General features: G+C 38.8%; 1 protein-coding gene. It reads right to left on the reverse strand.

Annotated features, from left to right (window positions below; all coding sequences use genetic code 11):
- Nucleotides 1-55 precede the first annotated feature (55 nt).
- Nucleotides 56-304 (reverse strand): hypothetical protein, encoded by a 249-nt coding sequence (locus NXS07_RS20795; protein ID WP_258087606.1) that lies wholly within the window; start codon nt 302-304, stop codon nt 56-58.
- Nucleotides 305-484 lie beyond the last annotated feature (180 nt).

Here is a 484-nt window from a genome sequence, read left to right on the forward strand (position 1 = left end):
ACATTCCAACCTAAAAAACCGAGCTTGAATTTACGGGATTGTGATATCGCTATTTTTAAACGAAGCTGAGGTTAATAGGAGTTTCGATTGAGTGATAGTAGTCACCAATGGTAGTTGCTTTAGGATTTAAAAAAAAGTAAGGATCTTCCGTGGGAGGACGCATCCATTGAACCAGCATTACGATACCCGCCCCGAGAAAAGCAGCAGAAACCAATAGAATAATTTTTTTACCATATCTGTTATATCCCATCAGAAGCAAAGAAAATTCAGGGTTATGTTTTACAATTAAATTAATCGCTACCATATCATCACATCATCCTGATCCCTGAACGAATTGAGTATTTGGTTGCGTGCATGGGATCATCCCGATAGATCCCACCCAACGGAAATTAAACCTTGCTTCTTACCCAGGGGTTACGCATGAAATTTTAGTCGGCTAAAATTGATTAAATAACAGTGCTTCCATATAACCGTTATCCCATCC

Source organism: Xenorhabdus bovienii, assembly GCF_024721015.1.
Lineage (GTDB): Bacteria > Pseudomonadota > Gammaproteobacteria > Enterobacterales > Enterobacteriaceae > Xenorhabdus > Xenorhabdus bovienii.

Bases quoted from the DNA above. Each gene is read 5' to 3' on its own strand.
- NXS07_RS20795 (WP_258087606.1), bottom strand. From the start codon at position 304: ATGGTAGCGATTAATTTAATTGTAAAACATAACCCTGAATTTTCTTTG.